This is a genomic window from Microbacterium hydrocarbonoxydans, from assembly GCF_023715885.1.
In the GTDB taxonomy this organism is placed as follows: domain Bacteria; phylum Actinomycetota; class Actinomycetes; order Actinomycetales; family Microbacteriaceae; genus Microbacterium; species Microbacterium hydrocarbonoxydans_C.
In genome coordinates this window covers 92,530-119,523 of sequence record NZ_JAMBOY010000007.1, presented here as the reverse complement: position 1 = coordinate 119,523, position 26,994 = coordinate 92,530, and the positions used below count along the sequence as shown (strand labels likewise).

Below are 26,994 nucleotides of genomic sequence, written 5' to 3'. Positions count from 1 at the left end.
CGCACCCGCCGGGCTCACGAGTCCTCCGCCAGCGCGTCCTTGACGAGCGTCGAGAGGACGGAGGTGCCGTCGATCGGACCGATGATCTTCGCGGCGACACGGCCCTGCTTGTCGAGCACGAGAGTCGTCGGGGTCGCCTGGATCGGCACGGCCTCGGCGAAGGCGAGCTTGGCCTCGGCGGTGTCGACGTCGATGAGGCTCGGGTACGTCACGCCGAACTCCGTCGAGAACGCCTTGGCGGTGTCGGGCTGGTCGCGGGTGTTGATGCCGACGAAGGCGACGCCGTCACCGCCCTGCTCCTGCCAGACGGTCTCGAGGTCCTTCGCCTCGAGGCGGCACGGAGCGCAGCCCGCGTACCAGAAGTTCACGACAGTGACCTTGCCCGCGATGTCGACCGAGTCGAACTTCTCGCCGTCCTCGGTGACGCCGCCGAAGGATACGGGCTCACCGCGCTCTGTGACAGGGATCTCGACGATCGCGCCATCGGCGGCCACGTAGCCGGTGTTGTCTCCGCTGAGGAAGGAGTCGCTGACCGCGTCGGGAGCGCACGCGCTCAAGCTGATGGCGAGCACCGCGGCGAGCGCGACTCCGACCGCACGGCGAGAGGACCGGATGCGGGAGGGGCGGCCGCTGCGGATCGGACGAACCGTCGAGGCGAGTGGCACGATTCCCAGTTTACGCGCGGGTTCCTATGCGTCGGCCGGGTAGGTGGGGCTGCGGAGCGTGGCGGGGTGCTGAGCGAGCGGAGCGAGGCGAAACGCGGTGACTGTCGCTCAGACCGCGCCGACGTCGACCGCGCCTCCCGTCGCGGCGGGCTCGGCGTACGCGACCTCGCGCCACACGTCGCCGACCAGTTCGAACGACGTGACGCTCGACAGCGCGCAGCGCCGGGTGCGGGGGTCGTGACGCAGCGGCAGACCCGCCACGCGGAGGTGCGTGATCCAGATCGGCGCCTGGTGCGACACCATCACGAGGTCTCCCCCGTCGGCGGCGTTCCAAGCCTCGGCCATGAGTCCTGTCATCCGCTCCGCGATCGACGCGTACGGCTCTCCCCAACTCGGCAGCGACGGCTGCCTGAGGTGCCACCAGTTCAGCGGATTCAGCAGGGATCGCTTCATCTGCGTGCCCTCGAACACGTTCGTCGGCTCGATGAGGCGCACGTCGATCTCGGGCACGAGGTCGAAGCGCTCGGTGAAGGGCTCGGCCGATTCCTGAGTGCGCTCGAGCGGCGAGCAGAACAGTCCGCTCACCGGACGGTCGAGGCCGGCGACATACTCCGCCGCGGCACCCGCCATCCGTCGCCCGGCGCGGCTCAGGTGGTAATCGGGGAGCCGACCGTAGAGCACGCGGCGCGGATTGTGCACCTCACCGTGACGGACGAGATGCAGTCGCGAGGCCGGCATGTCAGGCCTTGCTGTAGCGCGAGTCGCCGAAGCCCAGGATCAGGTAGCCGATGTAGGGGAACACGAAGAGCAGGAAGAACGAGAACAGTCCGCCCTTGCCGAAGCGCTCGCCGAGCTTGATCGCCACGACGATGCCGAAGATGAACCCGACGACAGGGATCAGGTAGAGCAGCGCCAACCACCCCGACATCCCGGCGATCTTGACGAGGAAGACGACGTTGACGATCGGGATGATCGCGAGGATGCCGGGGTACCCGGCCTTCGTGAACACCTTCCAGAGCCCGATGACGACCAGGATGTAGAAGACGAGGGCGATGAGGCCCGTGGTCCCCGAGAAGATCGATGCGTACAGGTCGGAGATGCCGTTGGAGTCCATGGTGCGCCTTTCTGTCGAGGCGATCCTACTGACCGATATGCCACGGGCCGGGGAGGCGACGGCTCCCCACGTAGAATGGGCGGGTTCAGCATCCCCCAGATCAGGAGGAATCCTCCGTGCTTCGCACTCACTCCGCCGGCTCCCTGCGAGCCGAGCACATCGGCCAGACCGTCACCCTCACCGGGTGGGTGGATCGCCGCCGTGATCACGGAGGAGTCGCGTTCATCGATCTGCGGGACGCATCGGGCATCGCCCAGGTCGTGATACGCGACGAGGAGGTGGCGCACCCGCTGCGCAACGAGTTCGTGCTCCAGGTGACGGGCGAGGTGTCCCGCCGCCCCGACGGCAACGAGAACCCGAACCTGCCGACCGGCGAGATCGAGGTCATCGCCACCGACGTCGTCGTGCTCAACGAGTCCGCTCCCCTGCCCTTCCAGGTGTCGACGGCGCTCGCCGAGACCGAGAACGTCGGCGAGGAGGCGCGCCTCAAGTACCGCTATCTCGACCTGCGGCGCCCTGCCGCGGCATCCGCCCTGCGTCTGCGCTCGGACGTCTACAAGGCGATCCGCGACGTGCTGCACGCCGAGGACTTCACCGAGGTGGAGACCCCGACCCTCACGCGCTCGACCCCCGAGGGGGCCCGCGACTTCGTCGTGCCCGCACGCCTGCACCCCGGTAGCTGGTACGCCCTGCCGCAGTCGCCGCAGCTGTTCAAGCAGCTGCTCATGGTCGGCGGTGTGGAGAAGTACTTCCAGATCGCCCGCTGCTACCGCGACGAGGACTTCCGCGCCGACCGCCAGCCGGAGTTCACCCAGCTCGACATCGAGATGAGCTTCGTCGAGCAGGAAGACGTGATCGCGCTCATGGAGCGCCTGGTCGTCGCCATGTGGAAGACGATCGGCGTGGAGGTGCAGACCCCGCTGCCGCGCATGACCTACGCCGAGGCGATGTCGAAGTACGGCTCGGACAAGCCCGATCTGCGCTTCGACCTCGAGCTCGTCGAGGCGACCGCGTACTTCGCCGAGACGCCCTTCCGCGTCTTCCAGGCCGAGTACGTCGGCGCGGTGCGCATGCCCGGCGGCGCGAGCCAGCCCCGCAAGCAGCTCGACGCCTGGCAGGACTGGGCCAAGCAGCGCGGTGCCCGCGGACTCGCGTACGTGCTCTTCAACGAGGACGGAACGCTCGGCGGCCCCGCCGCGAAGAACCTGTCCGAGGCCGAGCAGGCCGGTCTCGCCGAGTTCGTCGGCGCCGAGCCCGGAGACTGCGTGTTCTTCGCCGCCGGCGCCACGAAGGAGAGCCGGGCGCTGCTCGGCGCCGCCCGCGTCGAGATCGGTCGCCGCCTCGGCTACCTGAACCCCGACGAGTTCGCGTTCACCTGGGTCGTCGACGCCCCGATGTTCGAGCCGGCGGCGGATGCCGTGGCCTCGGGCGACGTGGCCGTCGGCGCGGGTGCCTGGACCGCCGTGCACCACGCGTTCACCGGCCCGAAGCCCGAGTTCGAGGACACCTTCGACACCGACCCCGGTTCGGCCCTCGCGTACGCGTACGACATCGTGTGCAACGGATCGGAGCTCGGCGGCGGATCGATCCGCATCCACCGCGAGGACATCCAGAAGCGCGTCTTCGAGGTCATGGGCCTCAGCGACGAGCTGGCCGAGGAGCAGTTCGGCTTCCTGCTCGACGCCTTCAAGTTCGGCGCCCCGCCGCACGGCGGGATCGCGCTCGGCATGGACCGCGTGCTGCAGCACCTGTCGAAGACGGAGTCGATCCGCGAGGTCATCGCCTTCCCGAAGTCGGGCAACGGCTTCGACCCGCTGACGGCGGCTCCGGCGCCCATCACGGCCGAGCAGCGTGCCGAGGCGGGCGTCGACTTCGAGCCGGAGGATGCCGAGGCCTGACCCGGCGCCCTCGCTCCACCTCGGTCGTTGAGCGACACTTCGACTCGCTTCGCTCGCTCAGTGCGGGTCTCCGCGAGACGAAACGCGGTGAGACGCTCTGTGCGACTCACCGCGTTTCGTCTCGTCGCTGCGCTCCTCGCTCAACGACCGGGATCCGGCCCCTCAGCGCATGGCGGCCATCGCGGGAACGATGTTCTCGTTCCACACATCGACGCCGAGCTTCGCGATGAGCGCGACGACCACGAGAAGGAACACGACGCGGATGAACGTCGCGCCGCGCGAGATCGCCATCCGCGATCCCAGATAACTGCCCGCGACGTTCGCGATCGCGAGGATGCCGCCGAGCAGCCACAGCACGGCACCGTGGGGGATGAAGAGCAGCAGTGCCCCGGTGTTCGTGGCGAGGTTGACGATCTTCGCCTTCGCACTCGCCTGGAGGAAGTCGTAGCCGAGCAGCGCGACGAGTGAGATCACGAGGAACGTCCCCGTCCCCGGCCCGATGAGCCCGTCGTAGAACCCGATCACGAGTCCGGCCATCCCCGCCATGATGTGGTGCCTGTGCCCGGAGAACCGGAGCTTCGTGGCCGCCCCCATCTGCGGGCGGAACGCCGTGAACAGCGCGACCGCGAGCAGCGCGACGACGATGATGGGCTTGAACGCCGCTGCCGGCAGCACAGTGGCGACCGCCGCGCCGCCGAACGACCCGGCGAGCGCGATCGCAGCCATGGGCAGCGCCGTGCGGATATCGGGTCTCGCTCGTCGGTAGTACGTCACGCTGCTCGTCGCCGTGCCGAACACCGAGGCGAGCTTGTTCGTCGCAAGGGCCTGGATCGGTGAGATCCCGGGGATGAGCAGCAATGCGGGGAGCTGCAGCAGCCCTCCGCCGCCCACGACGGCGTCGATCCACCCGGCCGCGAAAGCCGCGACGATCACGAGGATCAGCGTGCCCCAGGTGAGCTGCTCCAGCCCGAGCACACTGCCGATGTCCATCCCTCCAGGATGTCAGACCGTGCGGTCGCGGCAGCGACGCCACCCGTGACGAGTGGCCCGGCCACGGCATCCTGCACCCCTGCGCACAGCTGTCCCGACGAGGCGTCGCTCCGCACCGGATCGGCCACGATCCGGTCACCGGCCGTTCACCCGACCCCGCCCGATCGGCAACGTGGGAGCCGTAGTTTCCTCTCGCAATCCGAATACCGGCACACAGCGCCGGACACCGAGAGGACACCCATGTCTCGCATCACCCGCCGCGCCCGCATCGGCGCCGGCCTCGCCCTGGTCACCACGGCCGCCCTCGCCCTGACCGCCTGCTCCGGCGCGGCCGACGCCGCAGGCTCCGGCTCGGGCGACGGATCCGTCGACGCCGCCACCGCCACGTCCGTCGAGGACTTCGGCACCTTCGCCGATCTCGAGGAGGCGGCCAAGGCGGAGGGGCAGCTCAACGTCATCGCCCTGCCCCGCGACTGGGCGAACTACGGCGAGATCATCGATCTGTTCATGGAGAAGTACCCCGAGATCACGGTCAACGAGGCCTCGCCCGACGTCTCCAGCGCTGAGGAGATCCAGGCCGCCGAGACCAACAAGGGCCTCGACACCGCTCCCGACGTGTTCGACCTCGGTCTGACGGTCGCCCTGCAGAACACCGACCACTTCGCTCCTTACAAGGTGCAGACGTGGGACGACATCCCCGATGCACTCAAGGAGCCCAGCGGCCTGTTCGTCGGGGACTACGGCGGGTACATGTCGATCGGCTACGACTCCTCGAAGTTCCCCTCGCCCGACTCGCTCGACGACCTGCTCGGCGCCGACTACAAGGGCGCTGTCGCGATCAACGGCGACCCGACGCAGGCGGGTGCCGCCTTCGCGGCCGTCGGCCTCGCGACGGTGCAGTCCGACGGCACGCTCGACGACTACCAGCCGGGCATCGACTTCTTCTCGGAGCTCCAGAAGGCCGGCAACCTGCTCAAGGTCGACGTGACCACGGCGACGATCGCGAGCGGCGAGACCCCCGTCGTCTTCGACTGGGACTACCTCAACGCGACCCACGTCGCCGACAACAAGGACTGGAAGGTCGTCGTCTTCGACGGCACCGGCTACGCCGGGTACTACAACCAGGCTGTGAACGTCGACGCGCCGCACCCGGCCGCCGCCCGCCTGTGGCAGGAGTTCCTGTACAGCGACGAGGTGCAGAACCTGTGGCTCGGCGGCGGCGCACGCCCGGCCCGCATGGACGCCATGACCGAGGCCGGCACGATCGACGCCGACCTCGCCGCTGCCCTTCCCGAGGTGCCGGCCGAGACGGTCGTCCCCACGGAGGAGCAGTCGACGAACGCCGGCACGCTGCTCGGCGAGAAGTGGGCAGCGGCGGTCCAGTGACCACTGCCATCGCAGCGGGGGCGGATGCTTCGGCATCCGCCCCCGTCCCCTCCGCTCCGCTCAGCGCGGGGCCTGCGACGTCGTCGCGGGCCCCGCGCTCCGCGCCCTCCGCGGCCTGGCTGGGACTCGTCCCGTTCGCCGCGTACGTGCTCCTGTTCCTGGCCGTGCCGACGGTGCTCGCGATCGGCTCCGGCTTCTTCACGAAAGACGGCGAGTTCACCTGGACGAACGTCTCGGCGCTCGCCGACCCGGTCGTCCTCACGACCTTCGCGAACTCCGCCTGGCTGTCGCTGCTGACCGCCGTCGTCGGCGCCATCGTCGGCGCCCTGGTCTGCTACGCCCTCCTCGGCATGAACCCCGAGGGCGTCGTCCGCTCGACGGTGGATGCCGCGGCCGGCGTGCTGGCGCAGTTCGGCGGCGTCATGCTCGCATTCGCCTTCATCGCGACGATCGGCATCCAGGGCGTGCTGAAGCTCTTCCTCCAGGACACGTTCGGGATCAACATCTACGAGAACGGCACGTGGCTCTACGAGCTGCCGGGCCTCATCCTGCCGTACATCTACTTTCAGATCCCGCTCATGGTCATCACGTTCATGCCGGCCCTCGCGGCGCTGAAGCCGCAGTGGGCCGAGGCGAACCTCACCCTGGGCGGCACTCGATCGAGCTTCTGGCTGCGCGTCGGCATCCCCGTGCTCGCTCCGTCGTTCCTCGCGAGCCTGCTGCTGCTGTTCGCGAACGCGTTCTCTTCGTACGCCACCGCCGCTGCGCTCGCGAGCCAGGGGTCGCAGATCGTGCCGCTGCAGATCCGGACCGCGCTCACGAGCGAGACCGTGCTCGGTCGCGAGAACCTCGCCGGAGCACTCGCTCTCGGCATGATCGTCGTCGTCGGAGTCGTCATGGCCCTCTACTCGCTCATTCAGCGCCGAGCAGCGAGGTGGCAGTCGTGAACCGTCTCGCCCCCTCCCCCGTCACGCGCTGGGTCATCGGCATCCTCGTCGGCGCCTTCTTCGCGATCCCGCTGATCTCGACCTTCCTGTACACGCTGCGCCAGACCGACGGCACGCTCGGCCCCGAGCGGTGGGCGGCCCTGTTCGACCCGGAGAAGTCCGCGGCGATCCGTCCGATCTGGATGGGCCTGGGCAACTCCCTCGTGCTCGCGGTCGTGACCGTCGCGATCGTGCTGCTGCTGCTCGCGCCGACCATGATCCTCGTGAACCTGCGCTTCGGTCGCCTGAAGCCTGCATTCGAATTCGCCGTGCTGCTGCCGATCTCGATCCCCGCGATCGTCCTGGTGGTCGGGCTCGCGCCGATCTACCTGCAGATCGGGCGCACGGTCGGCACCGGCACGTGGACCCTGGCGTTCGCCTACGGAATCACCGTTCTGCCCTTCGCCTACCGCTCGATCCAGGCCTCGATCGACGCCGCTGACCTGCGTACGCTCGCCGAAGCCGCGCGGTCGCTCGGCGCGAGCTGGCCGACCGTCGTACTGAAGGTCCTCGCGCCGAATCTGCGCCAGGGACTGCTCGCGGCATCCCTCATCTCCATCGCCGTCGTGCTGGGCGAGTTCACGATCGCTTCGCTGCTCAACCGTCAGGTGTTCCAGACGGCCATGGTCGTCGTGCAGAAGCAGGATCCCTACGCGCCCGCGATCTTCACGCTGCTCGCGCTGGTGTTCGTCTTCGTGCTGCTCCTCCTCATCGGCCGCGTCGCCCGCGGCAACCGAAAGGCCCTGTCATGACCCTCCCCCAGACCGCCGACAACATCCTGCTCGCCGAGGCCGGCGAGGGCACCCGTGTGCAGCTGCAGAGCATCGTCAAGAGCTACGGCAGCAACACCGTGCTGCACGGCGTCGACCTCGACATCGCCCCGGGCGAGTTCGTCTCGCTGCTCGGACCGTCGGGATGCGGCAAGACGACCCTGCTGCGGGTGCTCGCCGGACTCGAGGGACTCGACAGCGGAGCCGTGCTGCTCGACGGCGGCGATGTGTCGCGCGTCCCCACGAACAAGCGCGACATCGGGATGGTCTTCCAGTCGTACTCGCTGTTCCCGCACCTGCGAGTGGTCGACAACACGGCGTTCGGCCTTCGGCGGCGCGGCGTGGGCAAGGCGGAGGCCGCGAAGCGCGCGCTCGACGCCCTGGCACTGGTGGGCCTCGGGGACTTCGCTGATCGCTACCCGCATCAGCTGTCCGGCGGTCAGCAGCAGCGTGTGGCCCTCGCCCGCGCTCTCGTGACCGAGCCGAAGGTACTGCTCCTCGACGAGCCGCTCTCGGCGCTCGACGCCAAGGTTCGGGTGCAGCTGCGCGACGAGATCCGGCGCATCCAGCTGCGCCTCGGCATCACCACGGTGTTCGTGACTCATGACCAGGAGGAGGCCCTTGCGGTCTCCGACCGGATCGCCGTGATGAACTCCGGCCGCATCGAGCAGATCGGCACGCCTGAAGAGCTGTACACGACCCCGTCCACCGCCGGCGTCGCGGCGTTCGTCGGTCTGTCCAGCGTCGTCTCGGGCGTCGCGGAGGGCGACCACGTGGTCGTGTGGGGTCAGCGCCTGCCCCTGCAGTCACCGGCCGACGGGCCCGTCGACGTCTACCTGCGGCCCGAGAACGTCCACTTCGCGTCGGAGGCGGATGCCGCGACCGACGCTCTCGTGCAGGAGAGCACGTTCCTCGGCAGCATGCGCCGCACACTGGTGCGCACCGAATCGGGTGAGCTCGTGCGGCTGCAGCACGCCCCCGGCATCCACCCCGCCTTCGGCGATCGCGTCCGCATCGCGGTGGCTCCCGAGCCCGTGACAGTGCACCCGCGCGGCTGAGCAGCGCCCGCTGTCTCCGCTCTTTGCAACTCCCGCCCCTCCTCGGGCGCCGAAGCCCACCACGCGCGCCGAGACCCACCAGTACCTACGTCGCCGCAGGTGGGCCTCGGCGCTCGTGATGGGTCTGGGCGGTAAGGGAGAGCCGCCGTGAGCGAGGTCGGAGCGTCGCGCGAGGAGCGGGCGCGCGACAGGATCTCAGAGCACGCGGGAGAGGAAGTCCTGGGTGCGCGGATGCTGCGGGTTGGCCAGCACCTCGCGCGGGTCGCCCTCTTCGACGATGTGGCCGCCGTCCATGAAGATCAGGCGCGAGCCGACCTCGCGCGCGAAGCCCATCTCGTGCGTCACGACCAGCATCGTCATGCCCTCATCGGCGAGCGAGCGCATGACCTGCAGCACTTCGCCTACCAGCTCTGGGTCGAGCGCCGACGTCGGCTCGTCGAACAGCATCATGTCGGGGTTCATGCAGAGGGCACGAGCGATCGCCACGCGCTGCTGCTGTCCGCCGGACAGGTGCCCGGGGAACGCCTTAGCCTTCTCGGCCAGCCCGACCCGCCCGAGCATCTCGTGCGCGATGCGCTCCGAATCCGCCTTATTGCGCTTCTTCACGCGCCGCTGCGCGATCGTGAGGTTGTCGAGCACGCTCAGGTGCGGGAACAGGTTGAAGCTCTGGAACACCATCCCGATGCGCGTGCGCACCCGGTCGATGTCGACATCGGGGTCGGTGATGTCGATGCCCTCGATGAGCACCTTGCCGTCGGTCGGCTCCTCGAGCAGGTTCACCGAGCGCAGCAGCGTCGACTTGCCGGAGCCCGACGGGCCGATCACGCAGACGACCTCGCCCGCCGTGACGGTGAGGTCGATGCCCTTGAGCACCTCGTTGTCGCCGAACGTCTTGACGAGCTTCTGCACGTCGATCGCCGGAGCGTGGACGTCGATCAGATCGGTGGTCATCGGGCCCGTCCCATCCGACGCTCCAGCCACGCGCTGAAACGCGTGAGCGGGATCGTCACGATCAGGTAGAGGATCGCCGCCATGATCAGCGGGGTTCCGTTCGCGTTCTGGGTCGCGGCATCCCTGGCGAAGTTCGTCAGCTCCTTCGACCAGATGAACGTGCCCGCGACGAAGAGCAGCGACGTGTCCTTGAGCAGCAGCACGAACTCGTTCGTGAGCGGCGGGATGATGATGCGGAAACCCTGCGGCACCACGATCCAGAACGTGGTCTTCATCGGCGACATGCCCAGCGAACGGGCCGCCTCCGTCTGCCCTTTCGGCACGGCCTGGATGCCGGCGCGGATCGTCTCTGCCATGTAGGCCGACGCAACCAGGATCAGACCGATCAGGCCGAGGACGACCGGTCCACCGAGACGGTTCCCGGGCACACCGAGGGCGATCGGCAGGATGAAGGCGATCGCGAAGATCGTGAGGATCGCGGGAAGACCGCGGAACAGCTCGATCCATGCCGTCGCGATCCACCGGAACGGGCCGATCTCCGACAGCTTCATCAGAGCCAGCAGCACTCCGAGCAGCAGGCCTCCGATGAACGCGACCGCTGTGAACCAGAGCGTGTTGACGAGCGCCGTGGTGAAGATGCCCGGGAGCATCTTCACCGCGACCTCTGGATTGAAGAAGAGCTGACTGATCCGCGCCCAGTCCGTGCTGATCGCAGCCCAGACCGCGATGGCGATCAAGACGACGTAGACGGTGTACCGGTAGATCTTGCTTTTCGTGGTGCGCCTCAACGCCATTGTCAAGGTCCTCCCGATCCCTTGCCTACCGCCGGATCAGTTCGCGGTGAAGTAGGTGTCGTAGATCGTCTGGTAGTCGCCGCTGTCGCGGAGCTTCTTCAGAGCGCCGTTGACCGCGTCGAGCAGCTCGGCCTTCTCGCCCTTGGCGAAGGCGAACCCGTACGACTCGTCGGTGTTGTACTCCTCGACGATCTCGTAGGCGCTGTCGGCCTTCTCGTGCTCGAGGTTCACCGGCTGGTCCTGCAGGATCGCGTCGATCTGACCGGCCTGCATCGCGGGCCACAGCTCGCCGTCGGACGGGTACTGCACGATCTGCGCGCCGGTGGCGTTCGCGTTGGCGTAGGCCTCGCCCGTGGTGCCCTGCTGGACGCCGACGTTCTTGCCGCTCAGGTCGTCGATCGACTCGATGCCCGAGTCGGTGCGAACGAGCAGCGACTGCAGCGAGTCGTAGTAGGGGTCGGAGAAGTCGAGGTTCGCCTTGCGCTCGTCGGTGATGGTCATCGCGGACGCGCCCACGTCACAGGTTCCGGCTGCAAGGGTGGTTCCCGACTGGAGCGCGTCGAAGCCGACGTCCTGAACGGAGAGCTTCAGGTCGAGCTTCTTGGCGATCGCGTCGAGCAGATCGATGTCGAAGCCGGTGTAACCGGTGCCGTTGTCGCCGCCCTCGAACTCGAAGGGCGGGTAGGGGATGTCGGAGCAGACCGTCAGCGTTCCCGCCTCGACGAGGCCGTACTCGTTGTCCGCAGCGGAATCGCCGGATCCGGATCCTCCTGCGCCGCCTGCGCATCCCGCGAGGGCGAGGGTGGCGGTCGCCGCGAGAGCGATCCCGGCGATGATGTGGCGACGCTGCATGTCAGCTCCTGAGGGGACGAGGGCCGAGTGCCCACGGACGGGTAGGAGAACATCTAAACACGGGCGACACCGTCGGACGGAACCGCGAGGGCTCTCTGCGCATCACGTTTCTGTTGCAAAGGGCGCGGAGGCTGCGGGCGTCAGATCTCGAAGTCGACGGCGACGCGTCCAGCCACCACGGAGCGGACATAGGCGACGACGGCCTCGTGCGCCGGGTGCACCTGATACTCCTCGAGCGCGGCGATCGAGTCGAAGTCCGCGACGAGGGTCACGTCCCAGTTGGCATCGGGGTAGGCGACGTTCGCACCGGCCGAAATCGACAGCAGCTGGGGTACGACCCCGTCGAGTGCCAGGAGGCGCCGGGCGACCTCTGCGGCCTGCTCGGCGCGCACCTCGGGGTCTTCGGCGGCGAGCTTCCAGCTCACGACATGGCGGATGGTCATCGGGTCTCCTTCGCGGGAGTCTCGGCGTCTCGGACCACGGCGGCTTCGAGTGCCTCGCGCAGTCGATCCGCCGACACCCTCCAGTGCGCGTGCAGCTCACCGTCGATGAGGACGACCGGGATCTTCTCCCACCACAGCTCGTATAGCGCGGGATCGTCGGTGATCGACGCCTCCACGATCTCGATGCGCTCCGCCGCGGCATCCGGAAGATCGGCGACGACCGCGTCGACGATCTCCGAGGCGACGTCGCAAAGGTGGCAGTCGGGCTTGCCGATGAGCGTGAGCGTGGTCACGCCGACGGCACCTCGACCTCGCGCCCCTGCGCGATCCACTCCCCCGTGCCGCCCTCGACGTTGGTGGCGTCGTATCCGCGGGACTCGAGAGCTTCGACGACGCGCGCGGAGCGGCCACCGGCCTGGCAGATGACGTCGAACGACTCGGCCGGGAGCTCCTCCAGGCGGTTGCCGATCTCGGACATCGGGATGTTGACGGCGCCGGGCACGTGCCCGGCGGCGAACTCGTGCGCCTCGCGCACGTCGATGAGCGGCGTGTTCTGTCGCTCGGCGAGCTCGGTGACGGTGATCGACTTCATGACTACTCCTCGACGTCAGGCGGAACCGGAGGCAGAGACACGAAGCGCCCGTCCGGAGACAGGCGCTCAGTGTCTGGCCGCTTACTTCTTGTTGCGGCGCTGGTGGCGAGTCTTGCGAAGCAGCTTGCGGTGCTTCTTCTTCGCCATGCGCTTGCGGCGCTTCTTGATGACAGAACCCACGGAAACCTCACTACGTCAGGGGCTGGGCGTCGCATGGTCGCGGACACCCGGGTACGGGCATGGAAAAAAATGCCTCGGAGCAGTCTAGCAAATCGAACGGCCTGCTCCGTCACCGCGAGAGGCGGACCTCTCCCCGGTGTTCAACCGACGTCGGAGATCGGACGCTGCAGCGCGTCGGCGACCGCCGACTCCGGCACACGGAAACTCCGTCCGAAGCGGATGGCAGGCAGCTCCCCAGCGTGCACCATCCGATAAACGGTCATCTTCGACACACGCATCAACTCGGCGACCTCAGCCACCGTAAGGAACCGGACATCTGGCACCTCGGGCATCCCACGTACCCCTTTCTCGATGTGCACACTCTATGGGCTGGCTGGGACGCGTGTAAACCCGTGTGACTCGTGTGATCAGTGTTCGCTGCCGACGGTGGCGAAGGCCCGCACCGGGAACGTGCCGAATCCGCGCACGGCGGGCGGCGCAGCCGTGAACCGGGCCCCGCGCGCGGGTACCTCGGCGAGATTGGTCAGGTGCTCGACCACGTGCACGCCCGCGGCCAGCAGGATGCTGTGCACGGGCCGCTCTCCTCCGCTCTCGGTGTCATCGATGTCGAGCGAGTCGATGCCGACGAGAACGACACCCGCCTCGACGAGCCGGCGCGCACCGTCCTCGGTGAGGAAGGGCGCTCCGTGGCCGTAAGCGGGCGTTCCGAAGTGTCGACTCCACCCCGTGTCCAGCAGCACCGCGGACCCTGACAGATCGCGATCCGCCAGCGTCTGCGGACCGATGCCGCGTCGCTCCGGCGTCCAGGCGTCGCGCAGGTGAAACGCCTCCGCCGGCAGATCGACGAGGGTGTCGAGCTCGAGTGCCGCGAGATCTCCGCCGTCGGCGTACCGGTGGAACGGCGCGTTCAGATACGTACCGGTGTTGCCGATCATCGTGATGATGTCCATCGCGAACTCGGTGCCTTCGGCGTACCTGTTCCGCGAATCCTCACGGGTGAGGTGAGAGGTGATCACGGGTGCGGGCAACCCGGGGTACGTCACGAGTCCGGCGTCGATCCGGTGGCTGAGGTCGATGATCCGACGTCCCGTCGTCGGCGCCGTATCCACGCCCCTCGAGCCGCGATGGGGTTCTTCGATGATCCGCAGATCGCGCAGCTCGACGTCCTGCACGAGCGCGAGTCCGAGGTGGCGCACGAGCAGCGTCGCGATCTCCGCTTCGCCGAGATGGGCCGAGGGGAGGTCGAGACGGAAGCCTTCGCCGGTCAGTCCCCCGCCGTTCGCGAACGAGAGGGCGAAGCCGAAGTGGGCCCGGTACTCGGCAGGTCTCGTCATCTCGACATCATGGCAGCCGTGCAGCGAGTCAGCCCCGAGGCGTCGAGCGGGACAGGCGCTCAGAGGCCTCCCGGATCGCCTGCCGCTCCTGCTTGCGAGCGGCCCGCAGCGCCTTCTCCGCCTCTCGCACCGCCCGGTTCGCCTCCTTCACGCGCCGATCACCGGCGAGTTCCGCCGGCGCGGCGCCGACCCACTCTGAGGCGTCCTCGTGCGGTGCGCCGCGGTCCAGCGCATCGATGTACGCGGCCACGCCGTCGAGCGTGCGCTCGACGCCGAAGCGGAAGGGATCGGCCGGAGAGGTGAAGACGCCGTCGTCGATCGCGCGGCGAAGGGCCGGGAACTCGTCCGCCGAGATCACTCGGTCATAGAGTTCGGATTCGCGTATGGCGACCTGGTCGGGGGTGAGCCCGCTGCCGCGGGCCTGCTCGGTGTACCCGGCCAGTACGATGCCGCACCATCGGGCATGACCGGTCACCGCGAGCGCGACCGCCATGCGTTCGTCCGTGCTGAGCGGCGTGCCCTCGAGCACCGCGAGATTCGCATCGAGCCACGCGGAGCTGTTCGGCGTGATCGGCGAGCCGGTGATCGGCAGAGACAGCACCCACGGGTGCCGTTGGTACAGCAGCACCTGCTCGCCCCACAGGTGCAGCAGGACCTCGCGCCATCCGTCGAGTTCGCGGTGCGGCTCGGGCGGCACGCCCGTGGCGTGCTCCTGCATGAGGAGGAGCAGATCGTCCTTGGCGCTCACGTAACGGTAGAGGGACATGGGCGTGAACCCGAGCGCGGCGGCGACAGCCGCCATGGATACGGCGCCGATGCCATCGGCGTCAGCGATGTCGACGGCGGTCTCGACGATCCGTTCAACGCTCATCTCCCGCTTCGGCCCGCGCTGCGGGTTCGCGGCGACGCCCCATGCGAGTGCGATGCCGCGCGGGAGTTCCGGGGGTTCGTTCTCCGTCATCCGCTCATCCTAGTTCTGTTTATTAAATAAACAGTGTGTTACCGTCATACACAGTTGCTTCGCTTGTACACAGTTTCTCTCGTACACAGATACAGCTCGCGAAAGGGAAGGCCAGTGTCCACAGCCATAGAAGTGCAGGGTCTGCGAAAGACTTTCGGCATGCACGTCGTCATCGACGACCTCGATCTTTCGGTCGTCCGAGGCGAGGTCTTCGCCTTGCTCGGCCCGAACGGCGCCGGCAAGACCACGATCATCAGCATCCTCACGACGCTGCTCTCCGCCGACGCCGGCTCCGCCACGGTCGCCGGCTTCGACACACGGACGCAGCGGGCCGAGGTGCAGCGGCGGATCAGTCTGACCGGGCAGGCCGCGGCCGTCGACGACGCGCTGTCGGCGACCGAGAACGTCGTCATGTTCGCGCGGCTGGCGGGCCTCAGCCGCGCGGCCTCCGCCCGGCGGGCCGCGGAGCTGATCTCGCAGTTCGACCTGACCGAGGCGGCGCGCAGACGAGTACGGACCTTCTCCGGCGGAATGCGGAGACGACTCGACCTCGCCCTGAGCTTCGTCGTCATGCCCGAGGTGCTGTTCCTCGATGAGCCGACCACCGGCCTCGACACCCGAAGCCGTCGCGACCTGTGGAACATCATCCGCACCCTGGCGGCGGCCGGGACGACGGTGTTCCTCACGACGCAATACCTCGAGGAGGCCGACCAACTCGCCGACCGCATTGCCGTGCTGCACGACGGCCGGGTCGCCGCTCTCGGTACACCGGCCGACCTCAAGGCGCGGGTCGGGGGCGACACCGTGGAACTGCACGACATCCGCGGCGAGCTGATCGGTCGGGTCCCCACCGACGGCAGCGTCGCCGGTCTGCGCCGTGCGCTCGACGAGCTCGACGAGCTCGACGAAGCGGGCTACCACGGCACCGTCTCCCTGCGACGTCCCACCCTCGACGACGTGTTCCTCGCCGTCACCACCCGAGAGAAGCACAACGCATGAGCGCCAAGCTTGCGGCATCTGCCCCGGGTGCACCGCTCCCCCGTCCGCGTCTCGGCGGTCTGGCCGCCGAATCCGTCTTCGTGGGCAGGAGCCTGCGCTACTCGCTCCGCGACGGCGAGTCGCTGCTCATGGCCATCCTCCTCCCCGTGATGCTCATGCTGATGTTCACGTGGGTGTTCGGCGGGGCGATCGACCCGTCCGGCGCCTACGTCGACTACGTCGTGCCCGGGATCATCCTCACGTGCGCGGGATTCGGCGCCTCATCGACGGCACTGTACGTGGCGACCGACATGCAGAACGGCATCATCGACCGGTTCCGCACCATGCCGATCCGCGCGAGCGCCGTTCTCACCGGGCATGTCGTCGCGAGTGTGCTGCGGAACCTCGTCGCGACCGCCGTCGTCATCGGCGTCGGCATCCTCGTGGGCTTTCGACCCCAGGCGACGTTCCTCGACTGGATCGCACTCGCGGGCCTCATCGCGCTCTACATCCTCGCCATCACCTACCTGTTCGCGGCGATCGGACTCGCGGCCGGCTCCCCCGAGGGCGCCAACGGCTACGGATTCATCCTGCTCTTCCTGCCGTACCTCTCCAGCGCCTTCGTTCCGATCGCGAGCATGCCCGGGTGGTTGCAGCCGGTGGCGGCGCACCAGCCGATCACGCCGATCGTCGACACCATCCGCGGGCTGCTCACCGCCGTACCGCTCGACGGGCAGCCGCTATGGGCGATCGGCTGGTGCGTCCTCATCCTGGTGATCGCAGTCGCCTGGGGCGGGTGGCTGTTCCGTCGGACGGCCGGAAGACGCTGAGGCGCAGGCATCCCAGGAGAGACATAGCGGCCGTCCCGGAACCGTTCAGGCGCGCCTGGCACGCTCAGGGAACGGCTCGGACAGGCACCTTTCCGGCCCACGCGGGTATGGGGCCCGCGGTTCCGCCCCCGTCGACAAGCCCCCCGTGTCGTCGGGGGCGGAGTGCGTCCGACGGGTCAGTTCCCGAAGCGCTTCAGCGCCGACGTCACGACGTGCTTCGCGGATGCCGCGGCGCGGCCGACCACCTCTGCGGCGTGCGCCGCTCCGTCCGGCAGCGGCTGGCCCGGGTAGTCGATATCCGGCGCGTCATCGCCGTAGGCGTCGACGAGGAACGGCACCAGCCAGTCGTCGACGGCCTCGAGCGGCTCGACCGCGAGGCTGTAGAAGCGACGCTGACCGTCCTCCCGCACGCTCACGAGCTCAGCCTCGCGGAGGACCTTCAGGTGCTTCGACACCGTCGGCTGACTGATGCCGAGGTCGGCGACGATGTGGCTGACGCTCGTGCCTGCATCCCCTTCGGACGTGCGTCGCAGGAGGAGCTGGAGGATGTCGCGCCTCGTGCCGTCTGCGATCACGTCGAAGATGTCGGTCATGTGATCAGGGTAGTCGTCCCCGGCACGGAGTACCATGACGAAGGCTCGGCGATCACCGCCGTGCCGCCGCCGCTGGGGTGGGAGACAGACGAAGGGGGACGCGATGTCGGGCATCGTGTCGGCGTCGTCTCCCGGCCACCGTCTCAAGACCGCGGCCTCCTGGGGCAAGCACATCATCACGTCGTCGCCGTCGCGGTTCGCGATCGTGATCTTCGCGCTCCTGATCCTCGTCTTCACCGTCCTGTTGTCACTGCCGATCTCGTCGGCGTCACGGACCGTCACACCTCTCGCCGACGCGCTGTTCACCGCGGTGTCGACGATCTGCGTCACGGGACTCGCGACGGTCGACATGGCCAACCACTGGTCCCCGTTCGGACACGTGCTGATCTTCATCGGTGTCAACATCGGCGCCCTCGGCGTGCTGACCCTGGCCTCGCTCATGGGCATGCTCATCTCGAAACGGCTGGGACTGCGTGCCAAGCTCCTCGCAGCCGGTGACACGAATCCGCTGCGCGCGCACGGCGGAGTGGTCAACGAGAGCCAGACCGTTCGTCTCGGCGAGGTCGGTCAGCTGCTCACCACCGTCGCCGTCTCCGCGCTCATCATCGAGGGCACGCTGGCCGTGCTCCTCTATCCCGCCCTGGTGATGGCGGGAGTCGACCCGATCGCCGCCCTGTGGGAGGCGCCGTACTTCTCGGCCATGGCGTTCACGAACACGGGCTTCGCCCCGAACGACGGCGGGGTCGCGGTGTTCGCCGACGACTATCTCGTGCTCTCTCTGCTGATGGTCGGCGTGTTCCTCGGGAGCATCGGGTTCCCGGTGATCTACACGCTCGCGAAACACGTCTGGCACGTGCAGAAGTGGTCGCTGCACACCAAGCTCACACTGGTCACGACCGTGCTGCTCTTCGTGCTCGGTGCTGCGGTGTTCCTCGTGCTCGAATACAACAACCCCAAAACCTTCGGGTCGATGGATGCCGCGGACACGACGTTCCAGGCCTTCTTCCTATCGGCGATGACCCGGTCCGGCGGGTTCAGCGTGATCGAGATCGACGACATGAACGGCTCGTCGTTGCTCGCTGCCAGCATGCTGATGTTCGTGGGCGGCGGCTCGGCATCCACCGCCGGCGGCATCAAGGTGACGACCCTCGCCGTGCTCGCGATCGCCGTGTGGTCGGAGGCGAAGGGCCGCCAGTCGGTCGAGGCGTTCGGCCGCCGCATCCCGAGCGACGTGCAGCGCGTCGCGCTCAGCGTCGTCGCGTGGGGTGCCACCATCGTGGCGCTGTCGACGATCGTGATCGCACAGATCACGAAGGCCGACCTCAGTCACGTGCTGTTCGACGTGATCTCCGCCTTCGCGACGGTGGGCCTCTCCTCGGGCCTCACGGCTGAGCTGCCGGACGCCGGCGCCTACGTGCTCGCGGCCACCATCTTCATGGGGCGCGTTGGTACAGTGACTCTCGCTGCGGCCGTCGCCGCGACATCGCGAACGCAGTACTACTCACTGCCCGTGGAAAGGCCGATCGTTGGTTGAAGTCCTCCGGGGCGACGCTCCCGTCCTCGTCATCGGTCTGGGCCGGTTCGGCGCTGCGTGCGCCGGCGAGCTCGACCGCCTCGATCGCGAGGTGCTCGCGATCGACGGCAATCTCGAGCTCGTGCAGAAATGGTCCGACCGGGTCACCCACACGGTGCAGGCCGACGCGAAGAACATCGACGCCCTTCGCCAGATCGGCGCGCAGGACTTCCAGGTCGCCGTCGTGGCGGTCGGCTCGTCCATCGAGGCATCCGTGCTCATCACCGCCAACCTCGTCGACCTGAAGGTGCCGCAGATCTGGGCGAAGGCGGTCTCGCAATCGCACGGCAAGATCCTCGCCCGTGTCGGCGCCAACCACGTCATCTACCCGGAGCGGGAGGCCGGCGAACGCGTGGCGCACCTCGTCAGCGGACGGATGCTCGACTTCATCCGCTTCGACGACGACTTCGTGCTCGCGAAGATGTATCCGCCCAAGTTCATCCGTGGCATCGGCCTGAACGAGTCGGGCGTGCGCAGCAAGTACCGGGTGACGGTCGTCGGGGTGAAGAGTCCCGGCAAGCCGTTCCGCTACGCGGAGGCGAACACGATCGTCACCAACCACGACCTCATCATCGTGTCGGGCACGAACAGCGACATCGAGCGCTTCGCGGCCCTCGACCGCTGAGATCCGACCGCGTCGCTCACGCAGCCACGACCCGCGAACGCGGTGTCACGCGCCGGCAGCGAGCTCCTTCGCCCTGGCGAGGGCAGCCGCCGCGGCATCCGCGAACGTCCGATCCAGGTGGGCGACCTGCAGCACCGCCACAGCCCGCTCCGTCGTGCCCTTCGGACTCGTGACGCGCCGCCGGAGCTCTGCGGGCTCCTCCCCCGATGCGTCGAGCAGCGCGGTCGCGCCGATGAACGTCTGCTCGGCCATGAGCCGCGCGTCGGCCCGGTCGAAGCCCATGCCCTCGGCGGCCTTGGTGAGCTCTTCGATGAGCAGGAAGACGTAGGCCGGGCCCGAGCCGGAGATGGTCGACAGCGCGTCTATCTGCGACTCCGGCACCTCGATCACGGCCCCGACGGTCTCGAACAGGCGACGTACGAGGGCGAGGTCATCGGCGGAGGCACCCCCGCCGGCCGCGAGGCCCGTGACCGCCTTCCCCACCGTGGCCGGGGTGTTCGGCATCGACCGGACGATGCGGGCGTCGGCGCCGAGGATATCCGCGAACGTCGCGAGGGTGACGCCCGCCGCGAGGCTCACGACGATGGTGTCGTCGCCTAGCGACGGGGCGATCTCGCGGAGCAGGTCGGGCACCATGGCCGGCTTGACGCCGACGAGCACGATCCGCGCACCGGAGACCGCTGCGACGTTGCCGTCCGGCTGCTCCGAGAGGGCGATGCTGGTGACGCCGTCGAGGTCGGCGAAGGCTGCGGCTTTCTCCGCGGAACGATTGGTGGCGGTGATCCCGCCGTCGACGCGGATGCCGGAGGCGACCACTCCACGGAGGATGGCTCCGCCCATCGATCCGGCACCGACGAACGTGAGAGAGGGAAGGGAGTCAGCCATGTCGCCATCCTACGGCGGGCTCACCCGGCATCCTCCGGGCGGCGGTTCTAGACTCGGACCATGAGTGCTTCCGGCGGCAGCAAGGCGATCATCGCGGCGTTCCTGGCGAACCTGGGCATCGCCCTGGCGAAGTTCCTCGCGTGGGCGCTCTCGGGCTCCGCATCCATGCTCGCCGAGGCCATCCACTCCGTCGCCGACTCCGGCAACCAGCTGCTCCTGATGCTCGGCGGACGCAGGGCGAAGAGAGAGGCAGACCGCGCCCACCCGTTCGGGTACGGGCGCGAGCGCTACGTCTACGCGTTCGTCGTGTCGATCATCCTCTTCTCCGTCGGTGGTCTGTTCGCGATCTACGAGGGTGTCGAGAAGCTCACTCACCCGCATGAGCTCGACCAGACCTGGTGGTGGCTGCCGATCGTGGTGCTGCTGATCGCGATCGGGCTGGAGTCGTTCTCGCTGCGCACGGCCGTCAAGGAGAGCAACCTGGTCCGCGAGAAGGGACAGTCGTGGGCGTCGTTCGTGCGCCGCGCGAAGGCACCCGAACTCCCTGTCGTGCTCCTGGAGGATGTCGGAGCGCTCACCGGCCTCACCTTCGCCTTGCTGGGCGTCGGCCTCACCGTGATCACCGGCAACCCGCTGTTCGACGCCCTGGGCACGGTCATGATCGGTGTGCTGCTGGTGCTGATCGCGATCGTGCTGGGCGTGGAGACCAAGAGCCTGCTGGTCGGTGAGGGCGCGACGTCGGCCGACCACGACCGCATCGTCGACGCGATCAACGCGGGCGACGAGATCGAGAAGATCATCCACATGAAGACCCTGTATCTGGGTCCGGATGAACTGATGGTCGCGGCGAAGATCGCTCTCAGCGCCGACAAGCCCCTCCGCGAGGCCACCGACGACATCGACGTGATCGAAGCCCGCATCCGCGAGGCCGTCCCGATCGCCCGGGTGATCTACATCGAGCCGGATGTGTACCGCCCCTCGCTCGACCCGGAGCCGTCGACCGACGTCTTCGTGCTGAAGTCCTCCGACTGACTGTGCGGCGTGCGCGCTGATCGATCCCGGTCAGCGCCGCTGCTCGAAGAACTCCCGGAGCAGTGCCGTGGCGGCATCCGCCTCGATTCCCGCGACGACCTCGGCGCGGTAGGGCAATCGCCGATCGCGGAGCACGTCGTACATCGACCCCGCCGCGCCGGCCTTGTCGTCCCACGCGCCGAAGACGACGCGCGCGATGCGCGCCTGCAGGATCGCGCCCGCGCACATCACGCACGGCTCGAGGGTGACCACCAGGGTGTGACCCTGCAGATTCCAGGAGCCGACGGATGCCGCAGCGCGCCGCAGCGCCTCGATCTCGGCGTGCCCGGTCGGATCATGGGTCTCTTCGCGGGTGTTGCGCCCCTCGGCGACGATGCGACCGTCCGGGTCGAGCACGACCGCGCCGACCGGGATCTCTTCGGCCCGTGCCGCCTCGGCGGCGAGCTGGAGTGCGCGCTGCATCGCTGTCGTGTCGGCCTCGGTCATGCGTCGAGCCTATGCGGTCCGATGTCGTGCGCGGGGCTGCGGCGCATTAGCCTGTATTCATGCGTGTCCACGTCGCCGACCACCCTCTCGTCACCCACAAGCTCTCGGTGCTGCGCGACCATCGCACCCCGTCGCCGGTGTTCCGTCAGCTCACCGAGGAGCTCGTGACGCTCCTCGCATATGAGGCGACCCGCAGCGTCAAGGTCAGCCCGATCGAGATCACGACCCCCGTCACCACGACCATGGGCGTGAAGATCTCGGAGCCGCGCCCCATCGTCGTCCCGATCCTGCGCGCCGGTCTCGGAATGCTCGAGGGCCTCGTCAAGCTGCTGCCCACCGCGGAGGTCGGCTTCCTCGGGATGGTGCGCGACGAGCAGACGTTCGAGCCCACGACCTACGCCGAGCGCCTTCCCGAGGATCTCAGCGACCGCCAGTGCTTCGCGATCGACCCGATGCTCGCCACCGGCGGTTCGCTCGCGGCCGCGATTCAGTTCCTGTTTGATCGCGGGGCCAAGGACGTCACGGCGATCTGCCTGCTCGGCACCCCCGAGGGCGTCGCCGCGATCGAGGAGATGGCCGGCGACCGCGATGTGACGCTCGTGCTCGGCGCCCTCGACGAGCGACTGAACGAGAAGGGCTACATCGTTCCCGGCCTCGGCGACGCGGGAGATCGTCTGTACGGCACGGTCTGAGTCCGGCCCGCGGTCTGCGCCCGGCCCGGGCTGCCGACCCGTTCTGAGCCCGCTCCGAGTCTCAGCCGGACCCTCACACCGCCAGGCGGTACCCCCGCTCGTCGCCGTAGTGCACGAATCCCGCACGCCGGAGGATCGGGGCCGAGGTCGACACGCGGCCTTTCACGAGCGCCGTGATCGCGCCTCTCTCGGCGCTTGCGCGGAGACGTTCGGCGAGCACTGCACGATACGCCCCGCGTCCGCGTGCATGCTCCACCGTCGCAGCACCCCAGAGCCGGGCGACGCCGTCGACGATGGTGCAGCCGCCAGTGCTGACGGGGCGTCCGTCGATACGAGCCAGCACGCGGAGACCTTCTCCGGCGTCCAGCGCGGCCGTGATTTCGGCGAGCTCGGTGCGCAATCCGTCGTCGTCGAGTGCGCTCTGCTCCCACACCGGCACGTTCACGCTGTCGACGTCTCGCACCTGGTCGAGAGTGCGCACGATCTCCGCGGTGACCCCCGGAGGCACCTCTATGACGGGGCCGTCGATCGCGCGCGCGAAGACGGCCACCGTGTCGACGTGGGCCGCACCCCGACGTCGGAGTTCGTACTCGAGGTCGGGCGAGTCAGAGGCATTGGTCCAGAACGTGAACACGGTCTCGCCCCACGACTTCGTGCGCGCCAGCGCGTCGTCGATCACCGTACCCGGGTCGGACTGCGAGTCGACCTGCGATCCTCGGACTCCACCGCCGAATCGCGCCGGGTAGCGCACCAGCTGCAGGTGGGTCTTCTCCTGCTCGCTGTCGCGCGGGAACCACGCCCACGCGGCGGAGGCCCGCAGGATCTGTTCGGTGGTGTGTCCAGTCGGCGCGGCGTGGCTCATTCGGCAGCTCCCACGAGGCGCGCGAACGCGCTCAACCGGGCGACACCCTCCGGTGTGCGCGGGAGGTCGTCGAGAAGTGCCGGTGAATGGATCAGGTAGGCCGCAACCTGCGCCCGGGAGATGGCGACGTTCAGACGATTCTGCATGAGGAGGAATTCCGGTCCGCGCGGCGCATCCTTGCCACTCGACGCTGCGAGGGACGTGATCGAGACGACCGCTTCCTTGCCCTGGAAGTTGTCGACGGTGCCGACGGGCACGTCGGGGAACCCCGCCGCGGCGAGAGCGTCGTGCACGAGCTGTCGCTGTGCGTTGTACGGCGTGACGACGATGATGTCGCTCTGTCCTAGCGGACGAGTCCGGGTCGCGGCGGTGTGATCGGTGACGGTGCGACCGAGCAGGTCACGGACCAGCGCCACCACCTCGGCGGCTTCTTCGGGCGACTGCGTGGCGTTGCCGCGATGACGCAGTGGGACCACATGCAGCCCGGGATCGATGCCCTCGATCTCGCGCTTCTCCGTGCCCGGCGCCGACGCCAGGCGGCCGGCGTAGGCAAGGCGTGAGACCGGAGCTGCGACGAACGGGTGCATGCGCCACGAGCGTTCGAGGAAGTATCCGAACTCCGGCCGCACGACCTCGTCACCATCCATGACCCAGCCGAGCGCCGACGTGTCGACGGGCTCTGGGTGCGCCCCCTGGCTCACTTGCGGCAGCTGCTGCGGGTCACCGAGGAGCAGCAGGTTCTTCGCACCCGCTGCGACCGCGATCGTCGACGCGAGCGAGAACTGACCGGCCTCGTCGACGACGAGGAGGTCGAGGCCGTGACGCTCAATCCTGGTCGTGTTGCTGAAATCCCAGGCCGTGCCGCCGACGACGACGCCTCGGCCCTCGTTCTCGGCGAGGAACGATGCCATGCCCGTCTTCGGGATGATCGTGTATCCCGGCTCGGCCGACGGGTCCTTCGGAGCCTTCCCCACCTGACCGGGCGGCACCCCGTCGGCGACCACGCGTTCGAGCAGGTTCTCGATGATCGAGTGCGACTGGGCCACGACGCCGATACGGTACCCGTGTTCGTTCACGAGTCGCGCGATGACCTGCGATCCCGTGTACGTCTTCCCGGTTCCCGGAGGGCCCTGGACGGCGAGGTAGCTGTCGTCGAGATCGAGAACGGCTCGGACGATCGCATCGACCGTGTCGTTCCCCTGGGCGGGAAGGCTTCCTCCTGAGCGCGTCCGTGGCGGGATGCGACGCAGCACGTCGGTGGCCGCGTCCCGCGGGTACCCGGGAGCGGCGGAATGCACGGCATCCGCCCACTCGTCTATCGCGCCCTGCAATGACGCGACGCGCGGCGGTGCGGCAGGTGTCAGCGCGAGCGGCAGTTCGTCCCAGGTCTGCCCCTGGATCGCCGACTCGGTGATGAGGTACCCGTCGTCCAGCACATCGGTGATCGTCACCGTGTGCGGCACATGCACGGCGCGCGACGGCACCTCGAGGTCGAACGGCGCGGGCACCTCGTAGAGCGCGAACGGTTGGCCGCCCTCACCGAGCGTCGTGCCGGGCGATACCTCGCCACGGATCTCGATGTCGCGAGACATCACGCGACGCCCCTCTCCCACGCTCCACTCACGAACCACCCGGGAGGCGAGGCGGTCGACGCGGACCACGTCGCGCGTGCCGTCCCACATCGTGACGGGCTCACGCAGCCGCTGGAAGTGCGAGACCCAGAAGCTCTTGGCCTCACGGAGGAAGTAGTCGATCGCCGCGGCCGCGATGCGGTGCACCTGGCCGTCGCCGTCCGCGGCGGCTTGCTCGGCGTCGGCCAGCAGCGCGACGGAGCGCGGCGACGGCTCGTAGATCACCTCGTCCGCCTCGTCGGGCGGGGCCGGATTCACACCCTCGCGGCGCGCGATCTCGATCAGCCAGTCACGGAGGCGCCTGGTCGAGACGCAGTCGTACCGGTTGTAGTCGGCGAGGTCGGCGAGTACGGCATCCGCCTCCGCCTGCTCTCCCGCCGCGGCGAGCTCGCGGGCCGCGACGTACTGCACGATCGAGTCATCGCCCTTCTGCACATCGCTCGTGCGCACATCGTCGCCCATGTAGAGCGGCTCGAGCTTCTTGATCGAGTACGAGCGTGACCCGACCCGCACCGTCCGCAGCACGAGCGGGTAGAGATCGACGAACACTCCCTCGCGCAGAAGCCTGTCGACCTCGGCCTCGCGCACACCGTAGCGAGCCGCCATCGCGATGAGGTGCGAGGTCTCATAGGGGGCGTAGTGGTAGATGTGCATGCCGGGGTGGGTGGTGCGGCGGAGCTTCACGAAATCGAGGAACTGCTCGAAGGCCTGCTTCTCGGCCGCGAAGTCGTGCGCCCACAACGCGGAGTACTGGTCGTGGTTGTCCACCCAGCCGAAGAGATAGTCGAGTCCCCAGTGCGGTCGACCGTCGAGTGCCGGCTCGGTGTACAGCGGATCGCCCTCGAAGTCGAAGAAGATGTCGCCGTGGCTCGGCACCGGCAGTGTGTGTATCGCAGCGGCGTAGTGCACGTCGTAGGCGGCTGCGCCCTCGGCATCCGCCCGCAGCTGCACACGCGCCTGCGAGCGCAGCGTCTCGAAGGTATCGACGTTCATGCCCTCGGGCGCGGCCGTCGCCTCGGCGAGCGCGTCGATGGTCTCGATACCGGCCGCGCGCAGACGTGCGCGCTGAACCGGCCTCATCCGCGCGACCATCAGCAGGTCGCGGTGGGCGATCACCTGCTCCTCGCAGGTCGCGCAGCGACCGCACGCGATGACGTCGAGTTCTCCGCGATCGTCTCCCCAGGCGAGCGCTGCACCGGGACTCGGATCGTCGATGCGACGGTCGGCGATGAGCGCACGGAGCCGCGCACGGCGCACCTGGAACAGGGGCAGCAGGTCATCGACGCGATGCGTGCTGACGCTGCCGTCGCCGAGGATCAGGTCGACCTCGTCGGAGCGCGGTACACCCAGTCGATCGAGCTGATCGACATATGCCGCCAGCTGCATGAGTGCTGTGACCCGCGCCGTACGGGCGAGCTTCGAGTCCTGCACCCGCCAGCGGCCGTCGTCGTCGCGCTTCAAGAAGTCGGCGAACCCCACGAACTCGTCGGTCGAGAACGCCGCCTGGAAAACGATGAGCGCGTCGGAATCGAGAGCCGCGATCGTCTCTGCGACGGCGGCGGAGAGAGCGTCGGCGTCGACCGACGACACCTTCTCGACCTGGCGCACGCGCTCCTCTCCGAGCTCCGCGATGTACCGCTCGAGCACGTTCTGCTCATGCACGTCGCCGAGGCGGGCCGCCCGGGCCAGAGTGGCGTCTTCCGGCTCATCGACCGCGGGTACGCGCCCGAGCTTCGCGTCGATCGCGCGACACCAGGCGAACTCGCACTCGGCCGCCGCCTTGAGGTCGCTCGCGCTCCAGATGACGCGCTGCGCCAGGGTGTCGATCCGCAC

The 26,994-nt window shown here is 68.4% G+C and carries 30 protein-coding genes; 11 read left to right on the top strand and 19 right to left on the bottom strand.

The annotated features are described in order from the left end of the window. Positions 1-14: 14 nt before the first annotated feature. The 3 genes from M3195_RS16090 to M3195_RS16080 form a co-directional block, all read right to left on the bottom strand. Complete coding sequence (locus tag M3195_RS16090) at positions 15-665, bottom strand: TlpA family protein disulfide reductase (protein WP_251589060.1); 651 nt, start codon at positions 663-665, stop codon at positions 15-17. 108 nt (positions 666-773) lie between these two features. Then, on the bottom strand, positions 774-1,403 hold the full coding sequence (locus M3195_RS16085) for a histidine phosphatase family protein (protein WP_251589059.1): 630 nt from the start codon (positions 1,401-1,403) through the stop codon (positions 774-776). Between the two features lies 1 nt (position 1,404). Beyond that, positions 1,405-1,779, bottom strand: coding sequence for a DUF5684 domain-containing protein (locus tag M3195_RS16080; RefSeq protein WP_251589058.1), 375 nt, complete (start codon positions 1,777-1,779; stop codon positions 1,405-1,407). Positions 1,780-1,895: 116 nt separating this feature from the next. Between M3195_RS16080 and aspS the strand changes: the two genes are divergently transcribed. Beyond that, positions 1,896-3,677 (top strand): aspartate--tRNA ligase, encoded by a 1,782-nt coding sequence (aspS, locus tag M3195_RS16075; RefSeq protein WP_251589057.1) that lies wholly within the window; start codon positions 1,896-1,898, stop codon positions 3,675-3,677. 162 nt (positions 3,678-3,839) lie between these two features. Here aspS and M3195_RS16070 read toward each other — a convergent pair whose 3' ends face one another. Continuing rightward, positions 3,840-4,667 carry a sulfite exporter TauE/SafE family protein gene (locus M3195_RS16070; protein ID WP_251589056.1) on the bottom strand — a complete coding sequence of 276 codons (828 nt, stop codon included), beginning with the start codon at positions 4,665-4,667 and terminating at the stop codon, positions 3,840-3,842. A gap of 240 nt (positions 4,668-4,907) precedes the next feature. On the opposite strand from M3195_RS16070, the gene M3195_RS16065 reads away from it, so the two are divergent. From M3195_RS16065 to M3195_RS16050, 4 genes are read left to right on the top strand one after another with little or no spacing between them, the layout of a single operon-like run. Then, positions 4,908-6,053, top strand: a complete 1,146-nt coding sequence (locus M3195_RS16065) for an ABC transporter substrate-binding protein (RefSeq protein ID WP_251589055.1) — start codon at positions 4,908-4,910, stop codon at positions 6,051-6,053. Continuing rightward, positions 6,050-7,000, top strand: a complete 951-nt coding sequence (locus M3195_RS16060; RefSeq protein ID WP_374209337.1) for an ABC transporter permease — start codon at positions 6,050-6,052, stop codon at positions 6,998-7,000. Before M3195_RS16065 ends, M3195_RS16060 begins: the two co-directional genes overlap by 4 nt. Next, complete coding sequence (locus M3195_RS16055) at positions 6,997-7,791, top strand: ABC transporter permease (protein ID WP_251589054.1); 795 nt, start codon at positions 6,997-6,999, stop codon at positions 7,789-7,791. The genes M3195_RS16060 and M3195_RS16055 overlap by 4 nt, the downstream gene beginning before the upstream one ends. Beyond that, positions 7,788-8,867: an ABC transporter ATP-binding protein gene (locus M3195_RS16050; protein WP_251589053.1), complete on the top strand. Its 1,080-nt coding sequence runs from the start codon at positions 7,788-7,790 to the stop codon at positions 8,865-8,867. Before M3195_RS16055 ends, M3195_RS16050 begins: the two co-directional genes overlap by 4 nt. A 195-nt stretch (positions 8,868-9,062) precedes the next feature. On the opposite strand, the gene M3195_RS16045 is transcribed toward M3195_RS16050, so the two are convergent. The 10 genes from M3195_RS16045 to M3195_RS16000 all read right to left on the bottom strand — a co-directional run bounded on the left by M3195_RS16045 (position 9,063) and on the right by M3195_RS16000 (position 14,974). Then, the gene (locus M3195_RS16045; RefSeq protein WP_251589052.1) at positions 9,063-9,818 is read right to left on the bottom strand and encodes an amino acid ABC transporter ATP-binding protein; all 756 of its coding nucleotides are present in this window, start codon (positions 9,816-9,818) and stop codon (positions 9,063-9,065) included. Continuing rightward, positions 9,815-10,612, bottom strand: coding sequence for an amino acid ABC transporter permease (locus tag M3195_RS16040; protein ID WP_251589050.1), 798 nt, complete (start codon positions 10,610-10,612; stop codon positions 9,815-9,817). The genes M3195_RS16045 and M3195_RS16040 overlap by 4 nt, the downstream gene beginning before the upstream one ends. 36 nt (positions 10,613-10,648) lie before the next feature. Further along, complete coding sequence (locus M3195_RS16035; protein WP_251589049.1) at positions 10,649-11,464, bottom strand: basic amino acid ABC transporter substrate-binding protein; 816 nt, start codon at positions 11,462-11,464, stop codon at positions 10,649-10,651. Positions 11,465-11,604: 140 nt separating this feature from the next. Then, positions 11,605-11,907 carry a Dabb family protein gene (locus M3195_RS16030; RefSeq protein WP_251589048.1) on the bottom strand — a complete coding sequence of 101 codons (303 nt, stop codon included), beginning with the start codon at positions 11,905-11,907 and terminating at the stop codon, positions 11,605-11,607. After that, the gene (locus M3195_RS16025) at positions 11,904-12,200 is read right to left on the bottom strand and encodes a glutaredoxin family protein (RefSeq protein ID WP_251589047.1); all 297 of its coding nucleotides are present in this window, start codon (positions 12,198-12,200) and stop codon (positions 11,904-11,906) included. The genes M3195_RS16030 and M3195_RS16025 overlap by 4 nt, the downstream gene beginning before the upstream one ends. After that, a complete protein-coding gene (locus tag M3195_RS16020; RefSeq protein WP_251589046.1) occupies positions 12,197-12,499 on the bottom strand; it encodes a rhodanese-like domain-containing protein in 303 nt (100 codons plus the stop codon). The genes M3195_RS16025 and M3195_RS16020 overlap by 4 nt, the downstream gene beginning before the upstream one ends. 81 nt (positions 12,500-12,580) lie before the next feature. Next, positions 12,581-12,679: a 30S ribosomal protein bS22 gene (locus tag M3195_RS16015; protein WP_003792170.1), complete on the bottom strand. Its 99-nt coding sequence runs from the start codon at positions 12,677-12,679 to the stop codon at positions 12,581-12,583. Positions 12,680-12,819: 140 nt separating this feature from the next. Beyond that, on the bottom strand, positions 12,820-13,011 hold the full coding sequence (locus M3195_RS16010) for a helix-turn-helix domain-containing protein (protein WP_096713387.1): 192 nt from the start codon (positions 13,009-13,011) through the stop codon (positions 12,820-12,822). A gap of 75 nt (positions 13,012-13,086) precedes the next feature. Further along, a complete protein-coding gene (locus M3195_RS16005) occupies positions 13,087-14,013 on the bottom strand; it encodes a cyclase family protein (RefSeq protein WP_251589045.1) in 927 nt (308 codons plus the stop codon). Between the two features lie 28 nt (positions 14,014-14,041). Next, on the bottom strand, positions 14,042-14,974 hold the full coding sequence (locus M3195_RS16000; RefSeq protein WP_251589043.1) for a TetR family transcriptional regulator: 933 nt from the start codon (positions 14,972-14,974) through the stop codon (positions 14,042-14,044). A 159-nt stretch (positions 14,975-15,133) separates the two neighbouring features. On the opposite strand from M3195_RS16000, the gene M3195_RS15995 reads away from it, so the two are divergent. Both M3195_RS15995 and M3195_RS15990 read left to right on the top strand, forming a co-directional pair. Beyond that, complete coding sequence (locus M3195_RS15995; protein WP_251589041.1) at positions 15,134-15,973, top strand: ATP-binding cassette domain-containing protein; 840 nt, start codon at positions 15,134-15,136, stop codon at positions 15,971-15,973. Continuing rightward, positions 15,970-16,782, top strand: a complete 813-nt coding sequence (locus M3195_RS15990; protein ID WP_251589040.1) for an ABC transporter permease — start codon at positions 15,970-15,972, stop codon at positions 16,780-16,782. Before M3195_RS15995 ends, M3195_RS15990 begins: the two co-directional genes overlap by 4 nt. 176 nt (positions 16,783-16,958) lie before the next feature. Here the strand turns inward: M3195_RS15990 and M3195_RS15985 are convergent, their stop codons facing one another. Continuing rightward, positions 16,959-17,375 (bottom strand): ArsR/SmtB family transcription factor, encoded by a 417-nt coding sequence (locus M3195_RS15985; protein ID WP_096713443.1) that lies wholly within the window; start codon positions 17,373-17,375, stop codon positions 16,959-16,961. Between the two features lie 103 nt (positions 17,376-17,478). On the opposite strand from M3195_RS15985, the gene M3195_RS15980 reads away from it, so the two are divergent. Beyond that, positions 17,479-18,909, top strand: a complete 1,431-nt coding sequence (locus M3195_RS15980; RefSeq protein WP_251589039.1) for a TrkH family potassium uptake protein — start codon at positions 17,479-17,481, stop codon at positions 18,907-18,909. Beyond that, a complete protein-coding gene (locus tag M3195_RS15975) occupies positions 18,902-19,573 on the top strand; it encodes a potassium channel family protein (protein WP_096713384.1) in 672 nt (223 codons plus the stop codon). Before M3195_RS15980 ends, M3195_RS15975 begins: the two co-directional genes overlap by 8 nt. Positions 19,574-19,618: 45 nt before the next feature. Here the strand turns inward: M3195_RS15975 and proC are convergent, their stop codons facing one another. Beyond that, a complete protein-coding gene (gene proC / locus M3195_RS15970; protein ID WP_251589038.1) occupies positions 19,619-20,458 on the bottom strand; it encodes a pyrroline-5-carboxylate reductase in 840 nt (279 codons plus the stop codon). Between the two features lie 60 nt (positions 20,459-20,518). On the opposite strand from proC, the gene M3195_RS15965 reads away from it, so the two are divergent. Continuing rightward, positions 20,519-21,490 carry a cation diffusion facilitator family transporter gene (locus M3195_RS15965; RefSeq protein ID WP_251589037.1) on the top strand — a complete coding sequence of 324 codons (972 nt, stop codon included), beginning with the start codon at positions 20,519-20,521 and terminating at the stop codon, positions 21,488-21,490. Positions 21,491-21,520: 30 nt separating this feature from the next. On the opposite strand, the gene tadA is transcribed toward M3195_RS15965, so the two are convergent. Further along, positions 21,521-21,976: a tRNA adenosine(34) deaminase TadA gene (tadA, locus tag M3195_RS15960; protein WP_251589036.1), complete on the bottom strand. Its 456-nt coding sequence runs from the start codon at positions 21,974-21,976 to the stop codon at positions 21,521-21,523. Between the two features lie 59 nt (positions 21,977-22,035). Between tadA and upp the strand changes: the two genes are divergently transcribed. Beyond that, a complete protein-coding gene (gene upp, locus M3195_RS15955; protein WP_144876856.1) occupies positions 22,036-22,668 on the top strand; it encodes a uracil phosphoribosyltransferase in 633 nt (210 codons plus the stop codon). A gap of 73 nt (positions 22,669-22,741) precedes the next feature. On the opposite strand, the gene M3195_RS15950 is transcribed toward upp, so the two are convergent. Both M3195_RS15950 and M3195_RS15945 read right to left on the bottom strand, forming a co-directional pair. After that, positions 22,742-23,530 carry a GNAT family N-acetyltransferase gene (locus tag M3195_RS15950; protein WP_251589035.1) on the bottom strand — a complete coding sequence of 263 codons (789 nt, stop codon included), beginning with the start codon at positions 23,528-23,530 and terminating at the stop codon, positions 22,742-22,744. Beyond that, positions 23,527-26,994, bottom strand: coding sequence for a TM0106 family RecB-like putative nuclease (locus tag M3195_RS15945; RefSeq protein ID WP_251589033.1), 3,468 nt, complete (start codon positions 26,992-26,994; stop codon positions 23,527-23,529). Before M3195_RS15945 ends, M3195_RS15950 begins: the two co-directional genes overlap by 4 nt.